This is a genomic window from Sphingomonas sp. UBA978 (assembly GCF_002292295.1).
GTDB lineage: Bacteria > Pseudomonadota > Alphaproteobacteria > Sphingomonadales > Sphingomonadaceae > Sphingomonas.
The window spans coordinates 1-20,651 of the sequence record NZ_DBBS01000019.1 but is presented as its reverse complement, the minus strand read 5'-3'; the positions used below and the strand labels follow the sequence as shown (position 1 = coordinate 20,651).

Here is a 20,651-nt window from a genome sequence, read left to right as displayed (position 1 = left end):
CTTTGAGCAAACGGAAGGGCGGCGCCGTCAGGTGCCGCTCTTCTGGTGTCAGGCGTTCGCCGCCATCCATTCCTCGACCACGGGGGCGACGTGGTTGCGCCACTTCGAGCCATTGAAGATGCCGTAATGGCCGGCGCCTTCCGCCATCAGATACCGCTTCTTGTCGTCCGGCAGGTTCGTCGCCAGCGTCAACGCCGCCTTCGTCTGCCCGAGGCCCGAAATATCGTCGCGCTCGCCCTCGATCGCCAGCACGGCGACATCGGTGATCGCGGCGGGATCGACGCGACGGCCGCGATGCATCATCTCGCCCCTGGGCAGGGCATGCGTCTGGAAGACCAGATCGACCGTCTGGAGATAGAATTCGGCGGTCATGTCGCAGACCGAGCGATATTCCTCATAGAAATTCTTGGTCGCGTCCGCGCTCTCGCCGTCGCCCTGCACCAGATGTTTGAACATCTCCCAATGCGACATCATGTGGTTGCCGAGATTCATCGACATAAAACCGGCGAGCTGCAGGAAGCCCGGATAGACCTTGCGCCCCGCACCCGGATACATCGCCGGCACCTTGACCACGACATTCTGTTCGAACCAGGCATGCGGCCGCTCGGTCGCCAGCGTGTTGACCGCGGTCGGCGCCTCGCGCGTATCGACCGGGCCGCCCATCATCGTCAGCGTCCGCGGGCGGCAGGGGTGCCGGTCCGCGCTCATCAGCGCCACCGCGGCATAGCAGGGCACCGACGGCTGGCAGACCGCGAGCATGTGCGCGCCGCCCTGCCCCTCGTTGGGGCCGATCGCCTCCATGAACGCGATCAGATAATCGATATAATCGTCGAGGTCGAAACCCCCGTCCGACAGCGGCACCAGCTTCGCATCGCGCCAGTCGGTGATGTATACGTCCGCGCTCGGCAGCATGCGCTCGACCGTGCCGCGCAGCAGCGTCGCGAAATGACCCGACATCGGCGCGACGATCAGCAGCTTCGGACCGCCCTCGACCCCGTCGCGGCGGAAGCGCTTGAGCTGGCCGAACGGCTTCTGCAGCACGATCTCCTCGTGCACCGCGACCTCGCGCCCGTCGACCGTCGTATGGGTCAGGCCGAACGCCGGCTTGCCGCGAGTCGCCGAGGCGTGGGCGAACACTTCCAGCGCGGAGCTGACGATCTGGCCGCCGCCGGCATAGGACCAGGGGTTGGCGGGATTGCGCAGCCAGTCGGCCCCGAACGTGGCCATCGCGCTCGCCCCGGCGAGCATGGAGCGCTGCATTTCATAGGCGTCGTAGAGCATGGTTCGCATCTTTACATCAGATAGGTTGCAAGGGTCGTAACGCAAATCACGCCCCGTTCAATCGGTCTGAACGCCCGAGACGGCCGACAGGACCCCTGCCCCGTCCCCGCCCGGCGTTGAGCCGGCCTCCCCCGCCTGCTAGGCGCATCGGCGATGGCCAAACCTCCCGTACCCAGCAATCGTCGTCTCGGCGACCTTCGCCTCGTGGTGGAGCGCGTGTTCGCCTATCCGCGGCACCTCGCCATCGCGCTCGCCGCGCTGGCGACCACCTCCGCCGCGACGATCGGTATTCCCTACGGATTCAAGCGCGTGATCGACCGCGGCTTCGCGCCGGGCGGTGGCGAGACGGTGGCCTCCTCCTTCCACTACCTGCTGATGATCGTCGCGGTGCTCGCGGTGGCGACCGCGATCCGCTTCTATTTCGTGTCGTGGCTCGGCGAGCGCGTCGTCGCCGACATCCGCACGCGGGTGCAGGCGCATCTGCTCGGCCTGACGCCGCGCTTCTTCGAGGAGAATCGCCCGTCGGAGATCGCCTCGCGCCTGACCTCGGACACCGCGCTGATCGAGAGCGTCGTCGGCAGCACGGTCAGCATCGCGCTGCGCAACACCTTCACCGGGGTGGGCGGCATGATCTATCTGTTCGCGCTGTCGCCCAAGCTCGCGGGCATGCTGCTGCTCGGCATCCCGCTCATCATCCTGCCGGTGACGATCCTCGGCCGGCGCATCCGCAACCTGTCGCGCACCTCGCAGGATCGCGTCGCCGACGTCGGTTCGCTCGTCACCGAGACGTTGGGGGCGATGAAGATCGTCCAGGCGTTCGGGCAGGAGCCGCGCGAGGCGCAGCGCTTCCACACCGCCGTCGACGCGACCTTCGCCGCCGCCAAGACGCGCATCGCGCTGCGGGCGTTCATGACCGCGATCATGATCTTCCTGATCTTCGGGTCGATCACGCTGGTGCTGTGGGAGGGCGCGACCGATGTCGCCGCCGGGCGGATCAGCGGCGGCGCGATCGCCGCCTTCGTGCTGACCGGCGGTATCGTCGCGGGCGCGTTCGGCGCGCTGACCGAGGTCTATGGCGACCTGCTGCGCGGCGCCGGTGCGGCCAGCCGCCTTGCCGAGCTGCTCGCCGAACAGCCCGAGATCACGCGCCCGGCCGCGCCGATCCCGCTACCCGTCCCGGTCAGCGGCGCGCTGACGTTCGACGATGTGCGCTTCCACTATCCGACCCGGCCGGAGGTGGCGGCGCTCGACGGCTTCTCGCTCGCGGTGCGGACCGGCGAGACGGTGGCGGTCGTCGGCCCCTCGGGCGCGGGCAAGTCGACGCTGTTCCAGCTCGCCGAGCGGTTCTACGATCCCGCCGCGGGCCGCGTCCTGCTCGACGGCGTCGACCTGCGCGAGGCCGATCCCGCCGCGGTGCGCGCGCAGATCGCGATGGTGCCGCAGGATACGGTGATCTTCGGCGCATCCGCCCGCGACAATCTGCGCTACGGCCAGTGGGAGGCGAGCGACGACGAACTCTGGGCCGCCGCCGAGGCCGCCAATGCCGCCGACTTCCTGCGCGCGCTGCCGCAGGGGCTCGACACCAATCTCGGCGAAGGCGGTGCGCGCCTGTCGGGCGGCCAGCGCCAGCGGGTGACGATCGCACGCGCCTTGCTGCGCGATGCGCCGATCCTGCTGCTCGACGAGGCGACCAGCGCGCTCGATGCGGAAAGCGAGCGGCTGGTCCAGCAGGCGCTGGAACGGCTGATGGAGAATCGCACGACGCTGGTCATCGCGCATCGCCTCGCCACCGTGCGCGCCGCGGGACGGATCGTCGTCATGGACCAGGGCCGCATCGTCGAGGAAGGCACCCACGCCAGCCTCATCGGCCACCGCGGCCTCTATGCGCGGCTGGCGAGCCTGCAGTTCAGCGCAGCGGCGTAAGCCCCGCCCCGATCCGCGAACGATGGAAGGGTGGGTGGCGCGGCGGCCACGGGCTTGATCCCCCTTCCGCCAAGGCGCATGACGCGCGCGGAAAGCAAGGGAGAGAGCAATGCGCGACTATGACATCATCGTCTATGGCGCGACCGGCTTCACCGGGCGCCTCGTCGCCGAATATCTGGTCCGGCAGGGCGTCACCCGCTGGGCGATGGCCGGCCGCAGCCGCGCGAAACTGGAAGAGGTGCGGGACCTGATCGGCGCGCACGCCGACACGCCGCTGGTCGTCGCGGACGCCGACGATCCCGCCAGCCTGACCGCAATGGCGCAATCGACGCGGGTCGTGCTGACCACCGTCGGCCCCTATCAACTGTACGGCGCGCCGCTGGTCGCCGCCTGCGTCGCCGCCGGCACCGCCTATGTCGACCTGTGCGGCGAGCCTGCGTGGATGCGCCACATGATCGACGCGCACCATGCCGCCGCGCAGGCGAGCGGCGCGCGCATCGTCTTTTCCTGCGGCTTCGATTCGATCCCGTTCGACCTCGGCGTGCTGACCCTGCAGGAATGCGCGATCGCCAAATACGGCCACCCCGCGCCGCGGGTGAAGGGCCGGGTGCGCGCGATGCAGGGCGGCTTTTCCGGCGGCACCGCGGCCAGTCTGAAGGCGACGCTGGCCGCCGCGGCGCGCGATCCGTCGCTCCTCGGCCTGCTCGCCAGCCCGTTCGCGCTGACGCCGGGGTTCAGCGGCCCGCACCAGCCGACCGGCCTGCTGCCCGAATTCGATGCGACGCTGAACACCTGGGTCGCGCCGTTCATCATGGCGGCGATCAACACCAAGAACGTCCACCGCACCAATTTCCTGCTGGGCCACCGCTACGGCAGCGACTTCGTCTATGACGAGATGATGGTCGCCGGGCTCGGCGATATGGGCAAGGCCGCGGCGGAGGCGATCGCCCGCATCAACCCCTTCGCCGGCGACAAGGGCCCCAAGCCCGGCGAGGGCCCGAGCCAGGAAGAGCGCGACAACGGCCATTACGACCTGCTGTTCGTCGGCCTGATGCCGGACGGCGCGCGCTTCGACGCGGTGGTGACGGGGGATCGCGATCCCGGTTACGGTTCGACCAGCAAGATGATCGCCGAAACCGCGCGCTGCCTGTTGGAAACGGAAGGCGCAGGCGGCGTCTGGACCCCCGGCGCGCTGCTCGGCACGACGCTGCGCGACCGGCTCCAGGACAAGGCCGGGCTGACCTTCACCGCGGGGTGACGGCGGGCATCGCGGCGGAGAGCGTCACCGGTGGCATGCCTCCGCCGCCGGAGCCGCCCCCCCCGCCCCGAAACGGCGGTTCAGCCCCGGTAGAAGAGGAACGCGACGGCGGCGAGCAGCAGTGCCACCATCAGCAGCACCGGCACGCGCCTCGCCCGTCGCGCCGCGGCGGCGGCCTCATAGGCGGTCATGTCGAACCAGAAGCGCCCCGGCGCCGCCACCCGGATCGACCCGTCCGACAGCATCGCCGCCAGGGCCTTCGCCTCGCGCGCATCCGCCGGCACGAAGGCGATGGCATCGCCCGCGGTCACCGCATGCGCCGCGACGAAGCGCGGCGCGATCGATCCGCGCACCAGATAGGAATCGCGCACGCTGCCCTGCGGCTCGACGCGGGTCAGCCGGGTCATCGCCACCGCCTCACCGCCGCTTGCCCTGATGGCGGATGTTCTGCGGCCGGCCGCGATGTTTGATGACGCGATCCTTCCGCCCCGATCCGACATGCCGCGGCCCGGGCGCCGCGCCCTTGCCGCCGGGCAGTTCGAAGCGCAGCGCGCCCGACACCGGGTTCGCCTCCGCCAGCCGCAGGTCGATGCGCTGGCCGAGCGCATATTCCTCGCCGGTCTGCTCGCCGATCAGCTTGCGCGCCGCCTCGTCGAAGCGGAAATATTCGCCGCCGAGGTCACGGACCGGCATCAGCCCGTCCCCGCCGATCCCCTCGACCGTGGCGAAGAAGCCGTAATTCTGCACGCCCGTGATCCGCGCCGACAGCGTCTCGCCGACCTTTTCCGACAGGAACGCCGCGACATAACGGTCGATCGTGTCGCGCTCCGCCTCCATCGCGCGGCGTTCGAGGCCGCTGATCGTCGTGCCGATCTGCTCCATCGCCTCGGCATCGGCACGGGTCAGCTCGCCCGGTCCCAGCGCATAGGCCGCGACCAGCGAACGATGGACGACGAGGTCGGCATAGCGCCGGATCGGCGAGGTGAAATGCGCGTACGAACCGAGGCTGAGCCCGAAATGCCCCTGGTTGGCGGGCGCATAATAGGCCTGGGTCTGGGTGCGCAGCACCTGTTCCATCACCTGCGGCCGGAAATCGGCGTCGCCGACGCGGGCGAGGACATGGTTGAACGTCGCCGGGCGGATCACCTGCCCGAGTGCGAAGGGCACGTCGAACGTCTCGAGATAATCCTTCAGCGCGACCAGCTTCTCGCGGCTCGGCGGCTCGTGGACGCGGTACATCACCGGCGCCTTCTTTGCCTCCAGCGCCTTCGCAGCGGCCACGTTGGCGGCGATCATATAATCCTCGATCAACCGGTGCGCATCGAGCCGCTCGCGCGGGGCGACCGACATGATCCGCCCCTCCGCGTCGAGCACCACGCGCCGTTCGGGCAGGTCGAGATCGAGCGGCTCGCGCGCGTCCCGCGCCTTCGCCAGCGCGCGCCAGCAGGCCCAGAGCGGCTTCAGGACGGTGTCGGTCAGCGGATGCGACAGCGTGCCGTCGATCGCCGCCTGCGCATCCTCATAGGCGAGGTTCGCCGCGATCCGCACCCGCGCGCGGGCGAAGCGCCAGCTGTCGAGCTTGCCCGATTTGCCGATACGCAGATGGCAGACCAGCGCGGCGCGATCCTCGCCCTCCTTGAGCGAGCATACCTCCGCGGACAGGATCTCAGGCAGCATCGGCACGACGCGGTCGGGGAAATAGACCGAATTGCCGCGGCGGCGCGCCTCGCGGTCGATCTCCGATCCGGGGCGGACGTAGAAGCTGACGTCGGCGATCGCGACCACCGCCTGCCACCCGCCGGCGTTACCCGGATCGTCGTCGGGCGCCGCCCAGACCGCATCGTCGTGGTCGCGCGCGTCGGCGGGATCGATCGCGACGATCGGCAGGTGGGTCAGGTCCTCGCGCTCATCGCCCAGCGGCATCCGCGACACCCGCTCCGCCTCGTCCAGCGACTCGCCCGAAAAGACGTCGGGGATGCCCAGCTTGTGGATCGCAATCAGCGAAAAGCTGCGCGGCGCGAACGGGTCGCCCAGCCGCTGCACCACCCGCACCGATATCCGCGGCGGCCGCCCGGTGATCTCGGTCATCACCAGATCGCCTGCCGCCGCATCGCCGACGTCGGACACCGGGAATTCGCGCCGGTCCTTCTTCTCGACCCCCGTCAGCCAGAACCGGTCGCCGTCGCGCCGCAGCACCCCGAGCACCTGTTCGGACGCCTTGGCCAGCACCTTCATCGGATGCGCGATCCAGCCCGCACCCGCTTCCTCGGTGCGCGCGAGGATGCGCTCGCCGATCCCCAGCGCGCCGCGCTTGCGTTCGCGCACCCGCAGCCGCGGCGGCGGCGTCTCCGCCTCCCAATGCTCCGGCACCGCCCAGACGTTGCCGCCATCGTCGACGTCGGCGATGCGCAGCACGGTCACCTTCGGCAGCCCGCCCATCTTGTGAAAGGCGCGGCCGGGCGCGGAGTCGATCAACCCCTCGTCCGCCATGTCCTTGAGCAGCGCTTTCAGCCCGATCTTCTCCTGCGCGGTCAGGCCGAACGCCTTGGCGATCTCCCGCTTGCCGGCGGGGACATCGGAATTGGCGATGAAGTCGAGGATCTGCGCCTGCGTCGGCAGGCCGGTTCTGGGTTTCTTTGGCACGGACAGGAGATAGGGACTGCGGCGGGCCGCGTCATGTGCGAACTTTGCGTGCGCGCCGGCCAGCGGCTACAGGGCGGCATGTTCCGCGTCTGTGCGCTCTATCGCTTCACCCCCTTCGCCGACCCCGCCGCGCTGAAGCCGCCGCTGCTCGCCGCCTGCGAGGCCGCCGGGGTGCGCGGCACGCTGCTGCTCGCGCACGAGGGGATCAACGGCACGATCGCCGGGCCGGATGAAGGGATCGACGCGGTGCTCGCGCATATCCGCGCGCTGCCCGGCTGCGCCGCGCTCGACGTCAAGGATTCGCGCGCTGCGGAGATGCCCTTTTACCGGACCAAGGTGCGGGTGAAGCGCGAGATCGTGACGATGGGCGAACCCGCGATCGATCCGCTCGACGCCGGCCATTATGTCGATCCGGCGGACTGGAACGCGCTGATCGCCGACCCCGCGACGGTGCTGATCGACACGCGCAACGACTACGAGGTCGCGGTCGGCACGTTCGCGGGCGCGGTCGACCCCGACACGCGCAGCTTCCGCGAATTCCCCGCCTGGTTCCGCGACCATCGCGACGACCTGCTCGCCGGCCGCACCCGCGTCGCGATGTTCTGCACCGGTGGCATCCGCTGCGAAAAGGCGACCGCTTTCCTGAAAGCGGAGGGCGTCGACGACGTCTTCCACCTCAAGGGTGGCATCCTCAAATATCTCGAGGAGGTGCCGGCCGCGGACAGCAGCTGGACCGGCGAATGCTTCGTCTTCGACGAGCGCGTTGCGGTGGGCCACGGCCTCGCCCCCGGCACGCACGGCCTGTGCCGCGCGTGTCGCATGCCCGTCTCCGAGGCGGACCGCGGATCGCCGCTCTACGAGGAGGGCGTCAGCTGCCCGCGCTGCCATGATATGCGGGACGACGCCGACCGCGCCCGCTACGCGGAACGGCATCGGCAGGCGCTGCTCGCCGAAGCACGCGGCGAGGCGCATGTCGGACGGCGCTACGGGGAAGACTGACGAACCCGGCCCGCCCCGACCCTCACCCTATCGACGGCTGCGCCGTCTCTTCCCTCTCCCAATGGGAGAGGGAGGGAGCGCCGAAGGCGCGGAAGGGTGAGGGCCGTGGCGCGATGGCCCGAAGATCAATACGCCCGCGCCAGCAGCACGCGCTCGACGGCAGGCGCACCGGTGAACACGCACGCACCCTCCGCCGCACCCGCATCGCTCGGCGCGTTGCGGATCGTCAGCTTGAGCGCCTTCAGCCGCTCGACCACCGCATCCAGCGCCGCGCCGGTCGGCTTCGCCCAGTGCACCTCGACCCAGCCGGGATTTTTTGCGCCCTCGGCGAAATGCGCCTCGACCGCGGCCCAGTCCGCCGCCGGCACGATGTTCGCCTGCAGCCGCTCACGCGCCTGTTCGTGCAGCGCGCTCTGGATCGCGGCAAGCAGCGCGGGCGCGTCCGCTTCGAAATTGCCGCGCGGCATGACCTGCGAATCGAGCTTGCCGTCTTCGCGATACAGCCGGTCGCGACGGATCACCGAAACGTTGCCGCCCGCCATGTCGCGGCCGCCGATCTCGACGACGATCGGCGCGCCCTTCTTCACCCAGCCCCAGCGCTTGGTCGCCGCCTTGGCGGGCTTGAGGTCGAGCAGCGCGCGCACCGGCTCGCCCAGCGCCGACAGGCCGGCGAGGTTCGACTGGATGTCCTTTGCGTAGGCGATCAGCGCCTCATCTTCGGGCGTGTCGCGCAGCATCGGCACGATCACGATCTGCCACGGCGCGATCCGCGGCGGCACGCGCAGGCCGTCGTCGTCGCCATGGACCATGATGACGCCGCCGACCATGCGCGTGCTGACGCCCCAGCTCGTCGTGTTCGCCAGTTCGAACTCGCCGCCGGCATTCTGGAATTTGATGTTCTGCGCTTTGGCGAAGTTGGTGCCGAGGAAGTGGCTCGTGCCCGCCTGCAGCGCCTTGCCGTCCTGCATCATCGCTTCGATGCTGTAGGTCGCGACCGCGCCGGGGAAGCGCTCGTTCTCCGGCTTCTCGCCCGCGACCACCGGCAGCGCGAGGCAATCCTCGGCGAACGACCGGTACACCTCGAGCATCTTCAGCGTCTCGTCGCGCGCCTCGTCGGCGGTGGCGTGGGCGGTATGCCCCTCCTGCCACAGGAATTCGCTGGTGCGCAGGAACATGCGGGTGCGCATTTCCCAGCGCACGACATTGGCCCATTGGTTGATGAGCACCGGCAGGTCGCGCCACGACTGCACCCAGCGCGCGAAGGCGGTGCCGATCACCGTCTCCGACGTCGGCCGCACGACCAGCGGCTCCTCCAGCTTCGCGGCCGGATCGGGCATCAGCCCGCCCTTGCCGTCGCTCACCAGCCGGTGATGCGTGACGACCGCCATCTCCTTGGCGAAGCCCTCGACATGCTCCGCTTCCTTCTCGAAATAGGAGAGCGGGATGAACAGCGGGAAATAGCAATTCTCGTGGCCGGTCGCCTTGATCCGGTCGTCGAGCAGGCGCTGGATCCGCTCCCAGATGCCATAGCCCCACGGCCGGATGACCATGCAGCCGCGCACGCCCGATTCCTCGGCGAGGTCGGCCTCCGCGATGACGGACTGATACCAGGCGGCGAAATCGGCGTCGCGCGTGACGGGGAGAGCATGCTTCATGGCCGCCGCTTTATCCGCGACGGTCATATCCGTCACCCCCGCACGTCCGCCCCACGGGCGGGGGAGAACCCGACATGGCCGACCGGCGTGCACCGCGGCGTCCCATCCCGTCCGTCACCCCGGACTTGTTCCGGGGTCCACTCCGCGGCTAGGCGAACGGCATCGAGCCGACGCGATACGCCCGCCCACCGGTGGCCCCCGGAACGAGTCCGGGGTGACGAAGGATTTTGGACATGTCGCAGGTCATGCGATCACTGGAGGGCGCAGCGTGAACGACCGTATCCTGCCCGCGATCGGCCTGCGCCTGCTGTCGGTGGTGTTCTTCGCGCTGATGAACGCCGCGATCAAGCTCGCCGGACAGGCGGGCGCGAGCGTCGTCGAGATCCTGTTCTTCCGCCAGTTCGGCGCGGCGCTGCTCGTCTCCGCGGTGATCCTCGCCGGGCCGGGCCTGCCCTCCGTCGCGACGCGGCGGCTGCCCGCGCATATCGTCCGCGCCGTGGTCGGCCTGTCGGCGATGGCGATGACCTTCAACGGCATCGTCGCGCTGCCGCTCGCCGAGGCGACGACGATCGGCTTCACCGTGCCGATCTTCGCGACCATCCTCGGCGCCGCCGTGCTGCGCGAACCGACCGGTGCGTGGCGCTGGGCCGCAGTGGTGGTGGGCTTCGCGGGCGTGCTGATCGTCGCGCAGCCCGGCGGCGACCATTTCCCGCTGCGCGGCGCGGGCTTCGCGCTGGCGGGCGCGTTCGGCACCGCCTGCGTCACGATCCTGCTGCGCCAGATCGGAAAGACCGAGGCGGCGCTGACCACGGTCTTCTGGTTCTCCGTCCTGTCGCTGGTGCCGCTGTCGGTCCTCTACGCGCCCGCCGCGCAGGCGCACGGGCCGATCGGCTGGGCGGCGCTGGCGGCGGTCGGCACGCTCGGCGGCTGCGCGCAGATCGCGATGACCAATTCGCTGCGCCTCGGCCCCGTCTCGGTCGTCGTGCCGATGGATTATTCCAGCCTGTTATGGGCGGCGCTGCTCGGCTGGCTGCTGTTCGACACGCTGCCCGCCGCCGCGACCTGGATCGGCGCGCCGGTCATCATCGCCAGCGGTCTGGTGATCGTCTGGCGCGAGGCCGTCCGCCGGCGTCAGGAAACGCTGGCGGCGGTCGCCGAGGTCGCCTGAGCCCCCGCTCTGGGCGCTGCCAGCATCCGCCGCCCGCGCAGATACATCTCCAGCCGCTGCGCGGTGAACAGTCCGAGCGTGAGCGCCATCAGGATATCGGTCAGCGCCATCGGATCGAGTCCCGCCGGCCCGGCGTAGCTGATCGCCCCCTTCGCGCCGCTGCGCACCGCGATCAGCAGCAGGATGAACAGCAACGCCGCGGGCGACGACGTCTGCCCGAGCCGATGCGTGTCGGGATCGAGCGTGATCCGCATCATCTTGCCGCGCTGCCACCCCAGCCCCGCGCCCAGCACCAGCGCGATCAGGCAGAACAGCCACCCCCAGCGCTGCGGCGGAAAGCGCGAAAAGGTGACACCGATCACCACCGCGTAGAGCGTCGGCAGGATCCACAGCCGTTCGAGCTTGAGCGGCCGCACGCGGCTCATCCGCTTCCACCGGATCGCCATCACCATGGCGATGACGACCAGCGGGATCGCATAGCTGATCCACCCGCCCGCCTGCTGTACCTGCATATGCCGTCCCCCTTACCCGCCGGGCTTGAGGGTAACGCGGCAGCGTGCGGGGGGAAAGAGGGACCGCAGCCCCTGCCCGGCCGACCCGTCATCCGGACTGGTTCGGTGGCTATAGCTTTCCGGCAAGTACCTCCCCGGCGGAGGCCGGGGTCCAGTTGCGGAACACCGCCGCCCGGATGCCGCGCTCCCTTGTCATGACTTTCCCAACTGGACCCCGGCCTCCGCCGGGGAGGCGTACTTCCCGAAAACGGGATGATCGCGACGGGTTCCGCCCCCCCCCCTTTGCGGCGAAGGGTGCGGCCAGAGGTTCATGCGTAAGGCCTGCGGACCGGCGTCACCCCGGAACCAGTCCGGGGTGACGGCGAAGATGACCCGAAGGTTGCCTATTCCGCCGCGGCGGCGAGCGGCGCGTCCTTCCACACCAGCACCGGCTTGCGCGCGGCGAGCGTCTCGTCGAGCCGGCTGCGCGGCGCGAAATGCGGTGCCGATTTCAGCGACGCATCGCCCGCCTTCGCCCGCTCCGCCACCGAGCGCAGCGCGCCGATGAACTGGTCCAGCGCCGCCTTCGATTCGGTTTCGGTCGGCTCGACCAGCATCGCGCCATGGACGACGAGCGGGAAATAGACCGTCATCGGGTGGAAGCCCTCGTCGATCAGCCCCTTGGCGACGTCCAGCGTCGAGAAGCCCTCGGCGAGGTTGGCGTCCGAGAAGATCGCCTCGTGCATGCACGGCCCCGCCCCCGCGAACGGCGCGTCGAGCGTGCCCTCCAGCGAGCGCAGCACGTAATTGGCGTTGAGCACCGCATCCTCGGCGACCTGGCGCAGGCCGTCGGCACCGTGGCTGAGGATATAGGTCAGCGCGCGCGTGAACATCCCCATCTGGCCATGGAAGGCGACCATCCGCCCGAACGTGTCGGGATGGTCGTCGCCGGCCGTCTCTTCCTCGATCAGCTGGATATGGCCGTCCGCCATCCGCGCCGTGAACGGCAGCGGGCCGAACGGCGACAGCGCCTCCGACAGCACCACCGGCCCCGACCCGGGTCCGCCGCCTCCATGCGGGGTGGAGAAGGTCTTGTGCAGGTTGATGTGCATCGCATCGACACCGAGGTCGCCCGGGCGCACCCGCCCGACGATCGCGTTGAAATTGGCGCCGTCGCAATAGACGTAGCCGCCCGCCGCATGCACCGCGTCCGAAATCTCCTTGAGATCGCGCTCGAACAGGCCGCAGGTGTTGGGGTTGGTAATCATCACCGCCGCGACGTCCGGCCCCAGCCGCGCCTTCAGCGCCGCGGTGTCGACGCGCCCTTCCGCGGTCGCGGGAATATCCTCGACCTTGAAGCCGGCGAAGGCGGCGGTGGCGGGGTTGGTGCCATGCGCCGATTCGGGCACCAGCACGACCTTGCGATGCCCCTCGCCGCGCTTCTCCAGCGCCGCCTTGATGCACAGGATGCCGCACAATTCGCCATGCGCGCCCGCCTTCGGGCTCATCGCGACGCCGTGCATGCCGGTCAACTTGATGAGCCACACCGCCAGTTCGTTGATGACCGCCAACGCGCCCTGCACGGTATCGACCGGCTGGAGCGGGTGGACGTCGGCGAAACCAGGCAGCCGCGCCATCTTCTCGTTCAGCCGCGGATTGTGCTTCATCGTGCAGCTGCCGAGCGGAAACAGGCCGAGGTCGATCGCGTAATTCTGACGGCTGAGGCGGGTGTAGTGGCGCACCGCCTCCGGCTCGGCGAGGCCCGGCAGGCCGATCGCGCTCTCGCGGAACAGGCCGCCCAGCCGGTTGTCCGCCCCGATCTCGCCGCGATCGGCGAAGTCCACGCCGGTCGTCTCGGTCGAGCCGATCTCGAAGATCAGCGCCTCTTCCAGCATCAGCGCCCGGTTGCCGGTGAAGGTCGGGGCGGCCGTGCCGGTACCGGCGGTCATCTCGGGGCGCCAGCCGCTCTGGTTGATGCTCATGCCAGTACCTCCTCGAGCGCCGCGGCAAGCGTTTCGACGTCCTCCGCGGTGGTGGTTTCGGTGACCGCGACGATCAGCCCGTTCGCCAGCGCCGCCTGGTCCGGATAGAGCCGCCCCAGCGACACGCCCGCCAGAATGCCGCGATCCGCCAGCGTCCGCACGACGGGGCGCGCCTCGACCGGCAGCTTCAGCGTGAATTCGTTGAAGAACGTGTCCGTCACCAGTTCGACGCCCGGCACCTTCGCCAGCCGCGCCGCCGCCGCCGCCGCGCCGACATGGTTGATCGCCGCGAGCTGGCGCAGGCCCTTCTCGCCCAGCAAGGTCATGTGGATCGAGAAGGCGAGCGCACACAGGCCGGAGTTGGTGCAGATGTTCGACGTCGCCTTTTCGCGGCGGATATGCTGCTCGCGCGTCGACAGCGTCAGGACGAAGCCGCGCTTGCCATCGGCGTCGACCGTCTCGCCGCACAGCCGGCCCGGCATCTGGCGGACATATTTGTCCTTGCAGCCGAACAGGCCGACATAGGGGCCGCCGAACTGGAGGCCGACGCCGAGCGACTGGCCCTCGCCGACGACGATGTCCGCGTCCATCTCGCCCGGCGACCGGATCGCGCCCAGCGCGACCGGCTCGGTCACCACCGCGATCAGCAGCGCCTTGTTGGCGTGGCAGGCGTCGGCGAGCGGCGTCAGGTCGGCGATGCGGCCGAGGATGTCGGGATATTGCACGACGACGCACGACGTGTCGCCGTCGATCGCGGCGATCAGCGCGTCGATATCGGTCTCCGCGCCCAGCGTCGGCAGCGACGTTTCGAGCGCGTCGCCGGTGTATTTCGCCATCGTCTTCGCGACGCTGACGTAATGCGGGTGCAGCCCCGACGACAGGATCGCCTTGCCACGCCGCGTGATCCGCCGCGCCATGCCGATCGCCTCCCAGCAGGCGGTCGAGCCGTCGTACATCGACGCATTGGCGACGTCGGTGCCGAGCAGGCGCGCGACCTGCGTCTGGAATTCGAACAGCATCTGCAGCGTACCCTGCGCGATTTCCGGCTGGTACGGGGTATAGGCGGTCAGGAACTCGCCACGCTGGATCAGGTGATCGACGCTGGCCGGCACGTGATGCCGATACGCCCCCGCCCCGAGGAAGAACGGCACTTCGCCAGCAACCGTATTCTGGCGCGCGAGTGCGGTCATGTGCCGCTCCACCGCCAGCTCGGACGCATGGTTCGGCAGGCCGTGGACGGGGCCGTCGAGGCGGGCGGATTCGGGCACGTCGACGAACAGGTCGTCGATGCTGGCGGCACCGATGACCGACAGCATCGCATCACGGTCGGGCTGGGTAAGCGGCAGGTAGCGCATCAATTACTCCCTAGACCCCTCCCCTTCAGGGGAGGCGCAAGGGGTGGGGAAGATCTCACCGAGACCAGCGCCTGCGGACAGGCCCCACCCCGACCCCTCCCCCGAAGGGGAGGGGCAAAGACTTACAGCTTCGAGGCGAACGCCGCGTAGGCGGTTTCGTCCATCAGCGATTCGAGTTCCGACGGGTCGCTGAGCGTGATCTTGAAGAACCAGCCCTCGCCCTCGGCATCCGAATTGACCAGCGACGGATCGTCGACCAGCGCCGCATTACCCTCGATCACGTTGCCCGACACCGGCGAATAGACGTCCGACGCCGCCTTGACTGATTCGACCACCGCGGCCTCGTCGCCCTTGTTCAGCTGCTTGCCGTCTTCCGGCACGTCGACGAACACGATGTCGCCGAGCTGGCCCTGCGCGTATTCGGAGATGCCGACGGTGCCGATGTCGCCATCCACGTCGACCCATTCGTGATCTTCGGTAAAGTAACGGCTCATCTCACTTGCCTCCCAGGATGTTCAAAGCTGCCGGACGTAGCGGTGGGGAACGAACGGCATCGCCACCACCGTCGCCGCGTGGATCTTGCCGCGCTGGACCAGCTGCACGGCCGTGCCGGCGGTGGCGAGCGCGGTCGGGATATAGGCCATCGCGATCGGTGCGCCGACGCTGGGGGCGAAGCCGCCGCTGGTGACGCGGCCGATCACTGCGCCGTCCGCATCGACGACGCTCGCGCCCTCGCGCACCGGCTGGCGCCCGGCGACCGACAGGCCGACGCGCTTCACCGCCGCGCCGTCGGCGCGCTCGGCAAGGATGCGCGCCGCACCGGCGAAGTCGGCGGCCTCGCGGCGGCGCTTCGACAGCGCGAAGCCGAGGTCGGCCATCACCGGCGTCGTCTCGGGATCGAGGTCGTGGCCGTACAGCGGCAACCCCGCCTCGAGCCGCAGCGAGTCGCGCGCACCGAGGCCGATCGGCTTCACTTCCGGCTCGGCACAGATCGCGTCGGCAAAATCGGCGGCGGCCTCGGCCGGGATCGAAATTTCGACACCGTCTTCGCCGGTATAGCCCGAGCGGCTGATCCACAGCGCATGGCCGTTCCAGTCGAACGCGCCCGCGGTCATGAATACGAGGGTTTCGACACCGGGGACCAGCCGCGCGACCGCGGCGACCGCCTTCGGCCCCTGCACTGCTAGCAGTGCCTGATCCTCCATCAGGTTCATCGTGATATCGTCGGGCAGCACGTCGAGCAGATAGGACAGATCGTCATATTTGGTCGCGCCGTTGACGACGACGTAATGGCTCGCCTCGCCAAAGGGATGCGCGCCCTCCTCGGGCAGCCGCGTCGCCATCAGGTCGTCGAGGATGCCGCCCTCGTCGTTGAGCAGCAGCGAATAGCGGATCTTGGTCGCGCCGAGCCCGGCGATATCGCCCGGCAGCACCACCTCGAGCGCCTTGGCGACGCCGGCCGCATCCACGCCGTCGCCGGTGAAGCCGACCTGTCCCATATGGCTGACGTCGAACAGGCCCGCCGACTCGCGCACCCACAAATGCTCGGCCATGATGCCCTCATACTGGACGGGCATCTCATAGCCGGCGAACGGCACCATCCGACCACCGCGGGCGCGGTGCCAGGCGTCGAGCGGCAGCTGGAGGATGGCAGGCTCGTCGCCTTCGTTCAGGTCGTCGAGCGGGTCGGGCAGGGTGTCTGGCAGCGTATCGCTCATCAACCGTCTCCAAAAAAAGGCACGCGATCAAGGCGCAGCCGGGGCCGCATCCGATCCGTCATACCCCCTCTGTCACGGTGACCTGAGAGCTTTGACCCGATGTCGCGAAACGCCGGGCTTACCCCTTCGGTGGCTCCTCAAAGGAACGCTTTCCAGAGTGTCGATGAGGCGGCGCGCGGTCCGTGGTGCCTGAGAGATTCCGGGGTGGTTGCTCCTTCGGCGGCCCCCTTGTGAAGAGGCTCTCTCCCGCGCGCGCCCATGCCGGTTGCCCGGCATCGACCCGGCGATCTGTGGCGGCGCAGCATGGCTTAGTCAATCAGGAAAGACGCCGATCCGCCCCTCCCTGGGAGCGAGGGGGCGGGGATGGGTCGCGCACTCGCGATACGGACGCCGCCGAACGCGGACCGAGCGGTACGTCCGCACGGCCCCAGCCCGCCGGACACCCACCCATAACCGCCGTCATCCCCGCGCAGGCGGGGATCCATAACCTCCGCCCCCGCTTGGGCCGAACCGCTGGCGTGTCTGGATCCCCGCCGGCGCGGGGACGACGAACGACGCCGAGGCTTACGCCACGAAACTACCGCTGCGCGTTATACTTCAGCTGCTCGTCGGTCAGCTGGAACCCGACCAGCGCCTCGAAGCTCGCCCGCAGGACGGCGGACCGCACCTCGGGCCGCGACAGCGGATCGGTCGCGGCATCCTCGTCGCCCGCCTTGCGCTTGCGGGTCAGCTGCTCGCGCACCTCGTCGGGCAGCGTCGCCGCCGACCGCGCAATCTGCGTCGAGGCGGTGCCGCTCGCCTGCGCACGCGCCTGTCCGGCGTCGAAGTGGATCGCGATCTGCCCCTTGCGCTTCGCCGTCACCGCGCTGCCGCCGCGGACGATCGCGATATAATAAGGCAGCACGATATCGCGCGGACCGTCGGCGCGGGTGCGGCGCGCGGCGACGTCGAACGTCACCGTGGTCGCGATCTGGTCGCCCGCGTCGTTGCAGGTGCCGCGGACGTTGGTCATGTTCGCCACCACGTCGATCGCGCTCGCATCGCGGCTGGTGACGGGATCGAACAGCGTGATGTCGCCGGTGCCGGCGGCGACGCCGACCGTCGGGCAGGCCGAGCGCACGGCGGTGATGCCGCCTTCCACGATCTCGCCCTTGCCGGCGCACCCGGAGAGGATCAGGCCGAGGGCGGTGAGGCCGAGAAGCGGAGTTTTCACGGGGACGCGTACCTTTGTCGAACGGGCGGGATGCGGCGCCGGACGGCCCCGACGGTGCGGCGCGCAGCATAGGAACCGGCTGTCGCGGGTGCAAGCAATCGCGTGCTCCCGCGCGCTTGCCCAATCGCGGACTTCCGCGCGCCGGTCCAATCGCGTAGGAGCGCTGCATCATGGCCTCTCTTTCCCAGGTGGACGGCGCGAAGCCGGTCCTCGAGCTGCTGATCGCAGCGCCCCGCGGCTTTTGCGCCGGCGTCGATCGCGCGATCCGCATCGTCGAACTCGCAATCGAAAAGCATGGCGCGCCCGTCTATGTCCGGCATGAGATCGTCCACAACAAGTTCGTCGTCGACACGTTGAAGGCGCAGGGCGCAATCTTCGTCGAGGAACTCGATCAGGTGCCCGACGGCGCGCCGGTCGTCTTTTCCGCGCATGGCGTCCCGAAATCGGTGCCGGCCGATGCGCAGAATCGCGGGCTCGACTATCTCGACGCGACCTGCCCGCTGGTGTCCAAGGTCCATCGCCAGGCCGAACGCCTCGTCGCGGCGGGCCGCCATATCGTCTTCATCGGCCACGCCGGCCATCCGGAGGTCGTCGGCACCTTCGGCCAGGTGCCCGAGGGCGCGATGTCGCTGATCGAGACGGCCGAGGATGCGGAGCGGTTCACGCCGCCTGATCCCGACAATCTCGCCTTCCTGACGCAGACGACGCTGTCGGTCGACGACACCGCCGCGGTGGTCGCGGTGCTGCAACGCCGCTTCCCCAACATGCAGCCGCCGCGCGGCGAGGACATCTGCTACGCCACCTCCAACCGTCAGGCGGCGGTGAAGGCGATCGCGGCGGCGTGCGATGCGATGCTGGTGATCGGCGCGCCCAATTCGTCCAACTCGGTGCGGCTGGTCGAGGTCGCCGAGCGCGAGGGCATCCCCGCGCGGCTGATCCAGCGCGCCGCCGATCTCGACTGGTCGTTCCTCGACGGCGTCGGCACGCTGGGGATCACCGCGGGCGCCTCCGCCCCCGAACTGCTGGTCCGCGAACTCGTCGACCAGCTCGCCACGCGCTTCGCAGTGACCGAGCGCGAGGAGGAAACGACGCGCGAGACGATCGCCTTCAAACTGCCCCGCGGGCTGGAGGCGGCGGCTTGAAGGACTGATTGTCACGCGAAGAGAAGAGGACACGCGCAGAGGCGCAGAGGACGCCGGGAAGATAGCCGCGCAGCATCTTCGATCATCCTCCGGGACGTTGGCTCGAAAGGCGCTCCGCGCCGGACCCGACATCTCCGCGCCCTCCGCGCCTCCGCGCGAACCAACCTTCTTCGCGTCTTCGCGTCTTCGCGAGAACACATGAAAAATCAGCAACCGGGGAAGAGGACAGCATGGCCGTCTACACACAGGTGTCCGCAGAAGCGCTGACCGCCTTCCTGCGCCGCTATGACGATGTCGGCGACCTCGTCTCCGCCAAGGGCATCGCGGAAGGGGTCGAGAACAGCAACTACCTCGTCGACACCACCACCAGCCGCTTCATCCTGACGCTGTACGAAAAGCGCGTCGACGCCGGCGACCTGCCCTTCTTCCTCGCCCTGCTCGACCATTGTGCCACGCGCGGCCTGCCGGTGCCACCCGCGATCAAGGACCGCGACGGCGTCGCGATCCAGCAGCTGGAGGGCCGCCCGGCCTGTCTGATCCGCTTCCTCAACGGCGTGTCGCTGACCCAGCCGACGCCCGCACAGGCCGCCACCGCCGGCGCCGCGCTCGGCGATCTGCATGCCGCGCTCGCCGACTTCGCCGGGGATCGGCCCAACAGCCTCGGCATCGCCGACTGGCGGCCGTTGCTCGACCGCTGCGGCAGCGACCTCGACCGGATCGCCCCCGGCCTGTTCGTGCGTATCGACGGCGCGCTCGCCACGGTCGAGGCGAACTGGCCGCACGCCTTGCCCGCCAGCGTCATCCACGCCGACCTGTTTCCGGACAACGTGCTGATGCTCGGCGCGAAGGTGACCGGACTCATCGATTTCTATTTCGCCTGCCGCGACATCCGTGCCTATGACGTCGCGGTGATGCACACGTCCTGGGCGTTCGATCCGCTGGGCGCGCCGCTCGACGGCGTCGGCCCTGCCCTGCTCGCCGGCTATATGCGGGCGTTCGGCCTGTCCGATGCGGAACGCGCCGCGCTGCCGGTGCTGGCGAAGGGGGCCTGCATCCGCTTCCTGCTGACCCGCGCCTGGGACTGGCTCAACACCCCCGCCGACGCGCTGGTGACGCGCAAGGACCCGCTCGCCTATCTGCGCCGGCTCGACTGGTACGACGCGCATCCGGAGGTTTTCGCATGACCGACCCCGCCCCGCAGCTGGTGGAGATTTCGACCGACGGCGCGTGCAAGGGCAATCCCGGCCCGGGCGGCTGGGGCGCGATGCTGCGCTTTGGCGCGAAGGAAAAGGAAATATCGGGCGGCGAGGCGCAGACCACCAATAACCGGATGGAGATGATGGCCGCGGTCGAGGCGCTCAATGCGTTGAGCAAACCCTGCCGCGTGACGCTCTATACCGACAGCAAATATGTGATGGACGGCATCACCAAATGGATTTTCGGCTGGCAGAAAAATGGCTGGAAGACCGCTGATCGCAAGCCGGTGAAGAATGCCGAAGTCTGGCAGCTATTGGTTCAGGCCACCGCGCGGCATCAAGTGACCTGGCAATGGGTCAAGGGCCATGCCGGTCACCCGGAAAATGAGCGCGCCGACCAGCTCGCCTGCGCCGCGGCGGAGAGCTTCCGCCGCTGACGCCTGCCTCGCGTCAGATATCCTGCGCGATCCGCCCATACAGCTCCGGCCGCCGATCGCGGAAGAAGCCCATGCCGGCGCGATGGGTACGCGCCTGCGCCAGGTCCAGCGTCGCCACCAGCGCACCAAAATCCTTGGCATCGCCATCAGCGATCAGGTCGCCCCATTCGTCGCTGATGAAGCTGTGGCC

At 69.2% G+C, this 20,651-nt stretch carries 17 protein-coding genes, 1 pseudogene and 2 riboswitches; of the genes and pseudogenes, 7 read left to right on the top strand and 11 right to left on the bottom strand.

The annotated features are described in order from the left end of the window. Nucleotides 1–48: 48 nt before the first annotated feature. Nucleotides 49–1,281 (bottom strand): polyhydroxyalkanoate depolymerase, encoded by a 1,233-nt coding sequence (locus B2515_RS11525; RefSeq protein ID WP_293876806.1) that lies wholly within the window; start codon nt 1,279–1,281, stop codon nt 49–51. Nucleotides 1,282–1,434: 153 nt separating this feature from the next. Between B2515_RS11525 and B2515_RS11520 the strand changes: the two genes are divergently transcribed. Together B2515_RS11520 and B2515_RS11515 are read left to right on the top strand one after the other, a co-directional pair. Continuing rightward, nucleotides 1,435–3,204 carry an ABC transporter transmembrane domain-containing protein gene (locus B2515_RS11520; RefSeq protein ID WP_293876425.1) on the top strand — a complete coding sequence of 590 codons (1,770 nt, stop codon included), beginning with the start codon at nt 1,435–1,437 and terminating at the stop codon, nt 3,202–3,204. A gap of 109 nt (nt 3,205–3,313) precedes the next feature. Further along, on the top strand, nt 3,314–4,462 hold the full coding sequence (locus tag B2515_RS11515) for a saccharopine dehydrogenase family protein (protein WP_293876423.1): 1,149 nt from the start codon (nt 3,314–3,316) through the stop codon (nt 4,460–4,462). A gap of 80 nt (nt 4,463–4,542) precedes the next feature. Here the strand turns inward: B2515_RS11515 and B2515_RS11510 are convergent, their stop codons facing one another. Next, the gene (locus B2515_RS11510; RefSeq protein ID WP_293876421.1) at nt 4,543–4,869 is read right to left on the bottom strand and encodes a hypothetical protein; all 327 of its coding nucleotides are present in this window, start codon (nt 4,867–4,869) and stop codon (nt 4,543–4,545) included. 10 nt (nt 4,870–4,879) lie between these two features. Then, nucleotides 4,880–7,105: a ribonuclease R family protein gene (locus tag B2515_RS11505; RefSeq protein WP_293876419.1), complete on the bottom strand. Its 2,226-nt coding sequence runs from the start codon at nt 7,103–7,105 to the stop codon at nt 4,880–4,882. A gap of 78 nt (nt 7,106–7,183) precedes the next feature. Here B2515_RS11505 and B2515_RS11500 point away from each other — a divergent pair, with 78 nt between their 5' ends. Beyond that, nucleotides 7,184–8,104 carry a rhodanese-related sulfurtransferase gene (locus B2515_RS11500; protein ID WP_293876417.1) on the top strand — a complete coding sequence of 307 codons (921 nt, stop codon included), beginning with the start codon at nt 7,184–7,186 and terminating at the stop codon, nt 8,102–8,104. Nucleotides 8,105–8,229: 125 nt separating this feature from the next. On the opposite strand, the gene proS is transcribed toward B2515_RS11500, so the two are convergent. Beyond that, entirely contained in the window at nt 8,230–9,759 is a 1,530-nt protein-coding gene (proS, locus tag B2515_RS11495) for a proline--tRNA ligase (RefSeq protein ID WP_293876415.1), read from the bottom strand. 268 nt (nt 9,760–10,027) lie between these two features. Here proS and B2515_RS11490 point away from each other — a divergent pair, with 268 nt between their 5' ends. Further along, nucleotides 10,028–10,927, top strand: coding sequence for a DMT family transporter (locus B2515_RS11490; RefSeq protein WP_293876413.1), 900 nt, complete (start codon nt 10,028–10,030; stop codon nt 10,925–10,927). Here B2515_RS11490 and B2515_RS11485 read toward each other — a convergent pair. From B2515_RS11485 to B2515_RS11460, 6 genes are all read right to left on the bottom strand, one after another. After that, nucleotides 10,891–11,439, bottom strand: coding sequence for a CcdC protein domain-containing protein (locus B2515_RS11485; protein ID WP_293876411.1), 549 nt, complete (start codon nt 11,437–11,439; stop codon nt 10,891–10,893). The two genes, B2515_RS11490 and B2515_RS11485, sit on opposite strands and share 37 nt — an antisense overlap. A 383-nt stretch (nt 11,440–11,822) precedes the next feature. After that, the gene (gene gcvPB / locus B2515_RS11480) at nt 11,823–13,400 is read right to left on the bottom strand and encodes an aminomethyl-transferring glycine dehydrogenase subunit GcvPB (RefSeq protein WP_293876409.1); all 1,578 of its coding nucleotides are present in this window, start codon (nt 13,398–13,400) and stop codon (nt 11,823–11,825) included. Continuing rightward, entirely contained in the window at nt 13,397–14,755 is a 1,359-nt protein-coding gene (gene gcvPA, locus B2515_RS11475) for an aminomethyl-transferring glycine dehydrogenase subunit GcvPA (RefSeq protein ID WP_293876407.1), read from the bottom strand. The genes gcvPB and gcvPA overlap by 4 nt, the downstream gene beginning before the upstream one ends. A gap of 122 nt (nt 14,756–14,877) precedes the next feature. After that, a complete protein-coding gene (gcvH, locus tag B2515_RS11470; protein WP_293876405.1) occupies nt 14,878–15,249 on the bottom strand; it encodes a glycine cleavage system protein GcvH in 372 nt (123 codons plus the stop codon). Between the two features lie 21 nt (nt 15,250–15,270). Further along, a complete protein-coding gene (gene gcvT, locus B2515_RS11465) occupies nt 15,271–16,473 on the bottom strand; it encodes a glycine cleavage system aminomethyltransferase GcvT (RefSeq protein ID WP_293876403.1) in 1,203 nt (400 codons plus the stop codon). A gap of 59 nt (nt 16,474–16,532) precedes the next feature. After that, a riboswitch (glycine riboswitch) is annotated at nt 16,533–16,639 on the bottom strand. Beyond that, nucleotides 16,640–16,732: riboswitch (glycine riboswitch) on the bottom strand. It lies immediately after the preceding riboswitch. Between the two features lie 318 nt (nt 16,733–17,050). Continuing rightward, nucleotides 17,051–17,686, bottom strand: coding sequence for a hypothetical protein (locus B2515_RS11460; protein ID WP_293876401.1), 636 nt, complete (start codon nt 17,684–17,686; stop codon nt 17,051–17,053). 170 nt (nt 17,687–17,856) lie between these two features. Here B2515_RS11460 and ispH point away from each other — a divergent pair, with 170 nt between their 5' ends. The 3 genes from ispH (at nt 17,857) to rnhA (ending at nt 20,461) form a co-directional block, all read left to right on the top strand. Continuing rightward, the gene (gene ispH / locus B2515_RS11455; protein WP_293876399.1) at nt 17,857–18,828 is read left to right on the top strand and encodes a 4-hydroxy-3-methylbut-2-enyl diphosphate reductase; all 972 of its coding nucleotides are present in this window, start codon (nt 17,857–17,859) and stop codon (nt 18,826–18,828) included. Nucleotides 18,829–19,058: 230 nt separating this feature from the next. Next, nucleotides 19,059–20,012, top strand: coding sequence for a homoserine kinase (thrB, locus tag B2515_RS11450; RefSeq protein WP_293876397.1), 954 nt, complete (start codon nt 19,059–19,061; stop codon nt 20,010–20,012). Then, on the top strand, nt 20,009–20,461 hold the full coding sequence (gene rnhA, locus B2515_RS11445; RefSeq protein WP_293876395.1) for a ribonuclease HI: 453 nt from the start codon (nt 20,009–20,011) through the stop codon (nt 20,459–20,461). Before thrB ends, rnhA begins: the two co-directional genes overlap by 4 nt. Nucleotides 20,462–20,474: 13 nt before the next feature. Here the strand turns inward: rnhA and B2515_RS11440 are convergent. After that, nucleotides 20,475–20,651, bottom strand: a pseudogene (locus tag B2515_RS11440) (N-carbamoylputrescine amidase); the annotation flags it as partial.

Bases quoted from the DNA above. Each gene is read 5' to 3' on its own strand.
- B2515_RS11525 (WP_293876806.1), bottom strand. From the start codon at position 1,281: ATGCTCTACGACGCCTATGAAATGCAGCGCTCCATGCTCGCCGGGGCG.
- B2515_RS11520 (WP_293876425.1), top strand. From the start codon at position 1,435: ATGGCCAAACCTCCCGTACCCAGCAATCGTCGTCTCGGCGACCTTCGC.
- B2515_RS11515 (WP_293876423.1), top strand. From the start codon at position 3,314: ATGCGCGACTATGACATCATCGTCTATGGCGCGACCGGCTTCACCGGG.
- B2515_RS11510 (WP_293876421.1), bottom strand. From the start codon at position 4,869: ATGACCCGGCTGACCCGCGTCGAGCCGCAGGGCAGCGTGCGCGATTCC.
- B2515_RS11500 (WP_293876417.1), top strand. From the start codon at position 7,184: ATGTTCCGCGTCTGTGCGCTCTATCGCTTCACCCCCTTCGCCGACCCC.
- proS (WP_293876415.1), bottom strand. From the start codon at position 9,759: ATGAAGCATGCTCTCCCCGTCACGCGCGACGCCGATTTCGCCGCCTGG.
- B2515_RS11485 (WP_293876411.1), bottom strand. From the start codon at position 11,439: ATGCAGGTACAGCAGGCGGGCGGGTGGATCAGCTATGCGATCCCGCTG.
- gcvPB (WP_293876409.1), bottom strand. From the start codon at position 13,400: ATGAGCATCAACCAGAGCGGCTGGCGCCCCGAGATGACCGCCGGTACC.
- gcvPA (WP_293876407.1), bottom strand. From the start codon at position 14,755: ATGCGCTACCTGCCGCTTACCCAGCCCGACCGTGATGCGATGCTGTCG.
- gcvH (WP_293876405.1), bottom strand. From the start codon at position 15,249: ATGAGCCGTTACTTTACCGAAGATCACGAATGGGTCGACGTGGATGGC.
- gcvT (WP_293876403.1), bottom strand. From the start codon at position 16,473: ATGAGCGATACGCTGCCAGACACCCTGCCCGACCCGCTCGACGACCTG.
- ispH (WP_293876399.1), top strand. From the start codon at position 17,857: ATGGCCTCTCTTTCCCAGGTGGACGGCGCGAAGCCGGTCCTCGAGCTG.
- thrB (WP_293876397.1), top strand. From the start codon at position 19,059: ATGGCCGTCTACACACAGGTGTCCGCAGAAGCGCTGACCGCCTTCCTG.
- rnhA (WP_293876395.1), top strand. From the start codon at position 20,009: ATGACCGACCCCGCCCCGCAGCTGGTGGAGATTTCGACCGACGGCGCG.